This window comes from Sphaerospermopsis kisseleviana CS-549 (assembly GCF_028329225.1).
Taxonomy (GTDB): Bacteria; Cyanobacteriota; Cyanobacteriia; order Cyanobacteriales; family Nostocaceae; genus Sphaerospermopsis; species Sphaerospermopsis kisseleviana.
Genome location: NZ_JAQMTI010000063.1, coordinates 21,715 through 27,714 on the forward strand (window position 1 = coordinate 21,715; position 6,000 = coordinate 27,714).

5 protein-coding genes and 1 rRNA gene are annotated in these 6,000 nt (G+C 37.4%); 4 read left to right on the plus strand and 2 right to left on the minus strand.

Annotated elements, in window-relative coordinates:
• The first annotated feature begins 149 nt into the window (after positions 1-149).
• The 3 genes from PN497_RS04600 (at position 150) to gloB (ending at position 3,414) form a co-directional block, all read left to right on the plus strand.
• Complete coding sequence (locus tag PN497_RS04600; RefSeq protein ID WP_096567714.1) at positions 150-1,859, plus strand: ABC1 kinase family protein; 1,710 nt, start codon at positions 150-152, stop codon at positions 1,857-1,859.
• A 38-nt stretch (positions 1,860-1,897) separates the two neighbouring features.
• Positions 1,898-2,272 carry a hypothetical protein gene (locus tag PN497_RS04605; RefSeq protein WP_096567712.1) on the plus strand — a complete coding sequence of 125 codons (375 nt, stop codon included), beginning with the start codon at positions 1,898-1,900 and terminating at the stop codon, positions 2,270-2,272.
• Positions 2,273-2,640: 368 nt separating this feature from the next.
• A complete protein-coding gene (gene gloB / locus PN497_RS04610; protein ID WP_096567710.1) occupies positions 2,641-3,414 on the plus strand; it encodes a hydroxyacylglutathione hydrolase in 774 nt (257 codons plus the stop codon).
• Between the two features lie 172 nt (positions 3,415-3,586).
• Here gloB and menD read toward each other — a convergent pair whose 3' ends face one another.
• Positions 3,587-5,311: a 2-succinyl-5-enolpyruvyl-6-hydroxy-3-cyclohexene-1-carboxylic-acid synthase gene (gene menD, locus PN497_RS04615; RefSeq protein WP_096567708.1), complete on the minus strand. Its 1,725-nt coding sequence runs from the start codon at positions 5,309-5,311 to the stop codon at positions 3,587-3,589.
• Positions 5,312-5,417: 106 nt separating this feature from the next.
• On the opposite strand from menD, the gene folB reads away from it, so the two are divergent.
• The gene (gene folB / locus PN497_RS04620) at positions 5,418-5,777 is read left to right on the plus strand and encodes a dihydroneopterin aldolase (RefSeq protein WP_096567706.1); all 360 of its coding nucleotides are present in this window, start codon (positions 5,418-5,420) and stop codon (positions 5,775-5,777) included.
• 99 nt (positions 5,778-5,876) lie between these two features.
• Here folB and rrf read toward each other — a convergent pair.
• Positions 5,877-5,994 (minus strand): 5S ribosomal RNA (gene rrf / locus PN497_RS04625).
• Between the last annotated feature and the right edge of the window lie 6 nt (positions 5,995-6,000).

A 6,000-nucleotide genomic window follows, 5' to 3' on the forward strand; every position in this document is an offset into this window, starting at 1 on the left:
AAAAACATAAACTAATCTCAACATTCAAGATAGGTTGAGTTTATCTATAGCTTCCATCAAAAACCAACAATACACTTGAGCAACAAGTAAATTGTCAATCAAGTAGTCAGAAAATTCTCAAATTCCCAGTTGTAGAGGCAAAAAAAGACGTGGGTCAGTATCAACCTGCTCAACTAAAGCAGTATAATCCAGAAGCGATCGCTCGTTACTATCGTTACCGTCCCTGGTTAGCTTGGGGCAGACTACTGAGAATCATCTTCTCCTTTGCAGGCTTTCTACTCAGCCTCAAATGGGATGAATGGCAAAACCAAGTTGAGCAGAATAAGGGTAAACGAGCTACCCAGTTGCGACAACTGCTCACAAACCTCGGACCGACATTTATTAAAGTGGGTCAAGCCCTTTCGACTCGGCCAGACTTGATCCGTAAAGACTTTTTAGAGGAACTGGTAAAACTACAAGACCAGTTACCACCTTTTGACCATGACCTAGCGCAACACATTATTGAAACTGAACTCAACCGTTCCATTGACGAGATATTTAGCGAACTTTCCCCGAAACCAGTGGCTGCGGCTAGTTTAGGTCAAGTTTACCGGGGTCGTCTCATCACTGGTGAGGAAGTAGCAGTCAAGGTACAACGCCCGCACCTGCGTCCAGTAATTACAAAAGACTTATATCTAATGCGTTGGGCAGCAACTTGGCTGAGTCCTTGGTTGCCCCTCAATCTCGGCCATGACCTCACATTAATCGTAGACGAGTTTGGCACGAAGTTATTTGAAGAAATAGACTACATGAACGAAGGTCGGAACGCGGAAAAATTTGCCACCAACTTCCGTGATGACCCCCAAGTAAAAGTACCAACTATTTACTGGCGTTATAGTAGTAACCGTGTTTTAACCCTAGAATGGATTAACGGCTTTAAACTCACAGATATCCAAAGCATTCGCCAAGCAGGTTTAGATCCCGAAACCATTATCCAGATTGGTGTTACTTCTGGTTTGCAACAATTATTAGAACATGGTTTTTTCCATGCTGACCCCCATCCTGGTAATTTATTTGCTGTTCCCGATGGTCGCATGGCTTACATCGACTTTGGCATGATGGACCAGTTGGAGGAAACCACAAAGGAAACCTTAGTAGATGCCTTAGTACATCTTGTCAACAAAGATTATACTGACTTAGCGGAAGACTTTGTAAAATTGGGCTTCCTCGCTCCAAAAACAAATATTGCTCCCATTGTTCCAGCATTAGAAGCAGTTCTGGGAAATGCCATTGGTAAAAACGTCGGTGATTTTAACTTTAAAACCATTACCGATGAATTTTCGGAATTGATGTATGAATATCCTTTCCGAGTTCCCGCTAAGTTTGCTTTAATTATTCGTTCTTTGGTGACACAGGAAGGTATTGCTTTAACCCTCAACCCCAATTTTAAAATTGTGGAAGTAGGTTATCCCTACATAGCACGACGGTTATTAACTGGTGAATCTCCCGCATTAAGACGACGGTTATTGAACGTGCTATTTAAAGATGGTAAATTCCAATGGCAGCGTTTAGAGAATTTGATTTCCATTGCGCGGACTGATCAGCAATTTGATGTTGTTCCAACAGCCAGAATGGGTTTACAGTATTTACTATCGGAAGAAGGTAAATTTTTACGTCGTCAGTTAGTTTTAGCATTAACTGAAGATGATCGTTTACACACTGATGAAGTACAAAGATTGTGGGATTTAGTCAAAGATGACTTACCGCCAAATCGGTTATTAAATGTAGCTGTCGGCATTTTAACCGAGTTATCGAGAGAAAGTGTAGCAGCTATTTTGCCAAAAGCAACATCTCTAATTTCGTTTACTGAAAAACAGTAACAACGTTTAAATTATTTGCATAAAAATCAGGAGTCTTCATGTATTATTATCCTCTGCAACCTCCTTACATCTTGCTTTTGGTTGGTTTCCTCATGGCTTTAACTTCTGGTTTTGCTTTGTCAGGAACATTAAAAGTAATTGTCCAAAAATGGCCAAATAACAATCAAGAACCTATTAAATCTAGTGCTTCTTTAAAGCAATTGTTAGTACCATTTATTGGTATTACGGCAGGCGTTTGTTTATTTATGTCTTCTGGTTTAGAAATATTTGGTTTTCCCTCTCCCCTAGCTTTGGGTATTGGTTTACCTTTGAGTTTGGGAACTTGTGTGTTTGTTTGGTTTCAGTTAGGTAGTTTGCTGGAATTTGTCAGCAGTCGAGGAATGCAATCTTTAGATTTGGATTCTTGGTCTTAATAACAATAATTCAGGAGTCAGGAGTTATTTATTTTGGATTTTGGATTTTGGATTTTGGATTGTTTTGTAAAATCTCATCTAAAATCTAAAATTTTCTTCCCCATCTCCCTATTTCCTTTACTAACGAAAAACTTTTTGCTGCCACCTTTATCAAGTCTAATTACTTGTGCATTTGCCTGAACTTGAAAATCTGCTTTTTCACGAACTTTAACACGAATTTTAATTAATTAGGTTTTTAATCTGTTCATATTCTCTTGTCTCATTAGCAATTGACTTGACTAACCTGATTCAATTCAAAACTTCTAAATAGGCTATAGTTATGAATGATCAATATCAAGCATCCATGTGTGTGGGAGGTAAAGAAAGCAATGCAGGTAATCCGACTATCAGCACTTTCTGACAACTATATATTTATGCTGTACGATTTACAGCATAATATTGCTGCTGTTGTTGATCCAGCGGAGTCTAAACCAGTTTTACAGCAACTTGCACAACTAAAATGCAATTTAGTAGCAATTTTTAACACACACCATCATCATGATCATGTGGGTGCTAATCTGGAGTTAATCGAAAAATTCCCCCAATTGACAGTATATGCTGGAATTGAGGATCGGGGAAGGATTCCTGGACAACAGGTATTTTTACAAGAAGGCGATCGCGTACAATTTGCCGATCGCACAGCAGAAGTATTTTTTGTACCCGGCCATACCCGCGCTCATATAGCTTACTACTTTCCTCCTGTCTCACCAGGTGTTACAGGAGAATTATTCTGCGGTGATACTTTATTTGCTGGTGGTTGTGGTCGTTTGTTTGAAGGTACACCAGCGCAAATGGTAGACTCTTTAAGCAAACTGCGGGCTTTACCTGATAATACCCTTGTTTGGTGCGCCCATGAATACACTTTAAGTAATCTGCGCTTTGCATTAACAGTTGATAGTGAAAACACGGATTTACAAAAGCGATTTGCAGAAGTAACAGATATGCGTCAGCGTCAGGAAGCTACTGTTCCTTCTCTGCTTGGTATTGAAAAGAATACAAATCCGTTTTTACGCTGGGATCATCCTTCGTTACAATTAGCTGTAAATAGTAAAGATCCTGTACAAACTTTTGCTAAAATTCGCGGAATGAAAGATAAATTTTAAGTAAGTATTCAGCAGTCAGCTATCAGCTTTAAAGACTGAAATAGAAAACAAGAGAAAAATCAGGAGTGTATAAATTTTATGCAATTAAGAATTATAAATCTTTCCTCTTGCTGTTATTAGCTGATTACTGATTACTGATTACTTACACTTTATTCACAGGTTTACTCAATGTTTAAAAAGCATCACTAAACCTTCTCAAATACTCCTTTCTCCATAGAGAATCCCTTTTTCTGTTTGTCCTAATTTCCAAAACCCGTATTCCCTGACTTGGTAACAGTTTTAATCTTTCTTCTAACTGCTTCCAAGAATTTATTAACTCATATTCTACACCATAAGTAGCACATAACTGGGCAAAATTAATATCCTGGGGAGTGGCAAAAAATTCTTCAAAAGGTGGATCAAAATTAGCAATAGGTAACATTTCAAAAATTCCCCCACCATTGTTATTAATTAATACAATTGTCAAATGTCCAACTAACTTATTTCTCATTAAAAAACCATTAGTATCATGTAATAGGGCTAAATCTCCCGTTAACATCACACTACTTTGTTGATGATGTGCTATTCCTAAAGCAGTGGAAAGAGTACCATCAATCCCATTTGCACCCCTATTAAAATATGATTTTATTCCTGAATTATTTGGTTTCCAGAAAAATTCCACATCTCGCACTGGCATACTATTAGCAATAAAAAATGGTGTTTGTGGGGGTAGAATTTGCGAAATTAACCAAGCAGCTTTACTTTCAATTAAGTCTTCTATATTTTCAAAAGTCTCATCAATATTTTTTCTAATTTGCGCTTCAATTTCACACCATTTTTGTAAATAAAACCCCCATTTCCCATTTCCCATTTCCCATTTCCCATTCCCCAATTTTTCTACAGATATCCTTAAATGTGTTGTTTTTCCATGTAAAGGATCTAAATTTTCAGCACTACTATCAATTAACCAGCGTTGAGGATTAACATTAATTAACCAATTACGTAATTCTTTACTAGTCGGCATTTCCCCAATTTGAATTACCATTTCTGGTGTTAATTCTTGGGACAAGTTTTGATTACGTAAAATTATGTCGTAGGTAGAAATTAGATAGGGGTTTAAATCTGCGTAATTTCTAACAGGAGAAAGTCCCTCAGCTAAAACAGGCCATTGCAAAGTTTGAGAAAGTCGAGCGATCGCTATACAATATTCTTCAGGTTCTTTGGGTTGTGCAACTCCAGCAATAATAATACCCCGTTGACATTTTTGCCATTCTTTAGGTAATTGATAATTGGTAATTGGTAATGGTGTTGCAATTATCCCAGAAAAGAACTCTTCACAATCTAATATAAAATCAGTACCATCAGAAATTGGTGCTAGAGGATCACGAAAAGGTATATTTAAATGTACAATTCCCCCGGTAGGAAATTGGCAACGTTCCCAAGCATGAATTACCGTTTGTCGCAAATAACTTAACATTCTTTTATTAGCGACAGGTGTAGCTAACTCGGTTTGCCAATTGGGATAATTACCGTATAATTTTACCTGATCTATAGTTTGTCCAGAATGGCAATCTCGCAATTCAGCAGGTCTATCTGTAGTTAATATTAATAAAGGTACACGACTTTCTTTAGCTTCGATTACCGCAGAGTAAAAATTAGCTCCTGCTGTCCCTGAAGTACAAACCAAAACGACAGGTTTTCCTGTTGCTTTTGCTCTTCCCAAAGCAAAAAAAGCCGCAGAACGTTCATCTAAAATGGGAATAGCTTCAATATCTGGTGCTTGTTTGCTAAAAGCCACCGTTAAGGGAGTAGAACGAGAACCAGGACATAAAATAGCACAACTTAAACCCAAGCGTTTGAGGGTTTCTGTTAAAACATAAGACCAAAGTTGATTAAGATTATTAAAATTAAGCTGCATTAAATCAATATGGGAGATAAGACAATTTTTAATTTTAATTTGTTTATCGGGCTTTTTAATTTAAAATTTAAAATGTCTAAAATGTAAAACTTCTACTCTAATTTTTATGGACTGTATTCATTTAACAGGAATTAGCTGCTATGGCTATATTGGGTATTTACCAGAGGAAAAGGTTTTAGGACAATGGTTTGAGGTAGATTTGAAGTTATGGTTGGATCTTTCCCAAGCTACTGAGAATGACACTATTGAAGATACTGTAGATTATCGCACTGTTATTAATTTAGTGCAGAATTTAGTTAAAACATCTAAATTTGATTTGTTGGAGAGGTTAGCAGGTGCGATCGCAAATGCTATTCTTCAGCAGAATGATATGGTTTCTCAAATACAAGTTATTGTTATCAAACCTGCTGCACCCATACCCGACTTTAACGGCAAAATTAGCATTGAAATTACCAGAACTAGGTAAAAAGATAAATAGATAAATAAAAACTGGAGTTTAAAAAACCCAGATAAAACAAAAACCCCCTCTAAATAAATAGAGGAGGCTTTTGTTGTTAAATATTAAACCTGGCATCGAGCTATTGTGACAGAGGGCAACCCCTCAACTATCGTCGCCGCAGCAGCGTTTCACCTCTGAGTTCGGGAAGGGATCAGTGTGGTTCCACCGCGCCATAGACACCAGGAAAATC

Coding starts and splice junctions, on each gene's coding strand:
- PN497_RS04605 (WP_096567712.1), top strand. CDS start 1,898: ATGTATTATTATCCTCTGCAACCTCCTTACATCTTGCTTTTGGTTGGT.
- gloB (WP_096567710.1), top strand. CDS start 2,641: ATGCAGGTAATCCGACTATCAGCACTTTCTGACAACTATATATTTATG.
- menD (WP_096567708.1), bottom strand. CDS start 5,311: ATGCAGCTTAATTTTAATAATCTTAATCAACTTTGGTCTTATGTTTTA.
- folB (WP_096567706.1), top strand. CDS start 5,418: ATGGACTGTATTCATTTAACAGGAATTAGCTGCTATGGCTATATTGGG.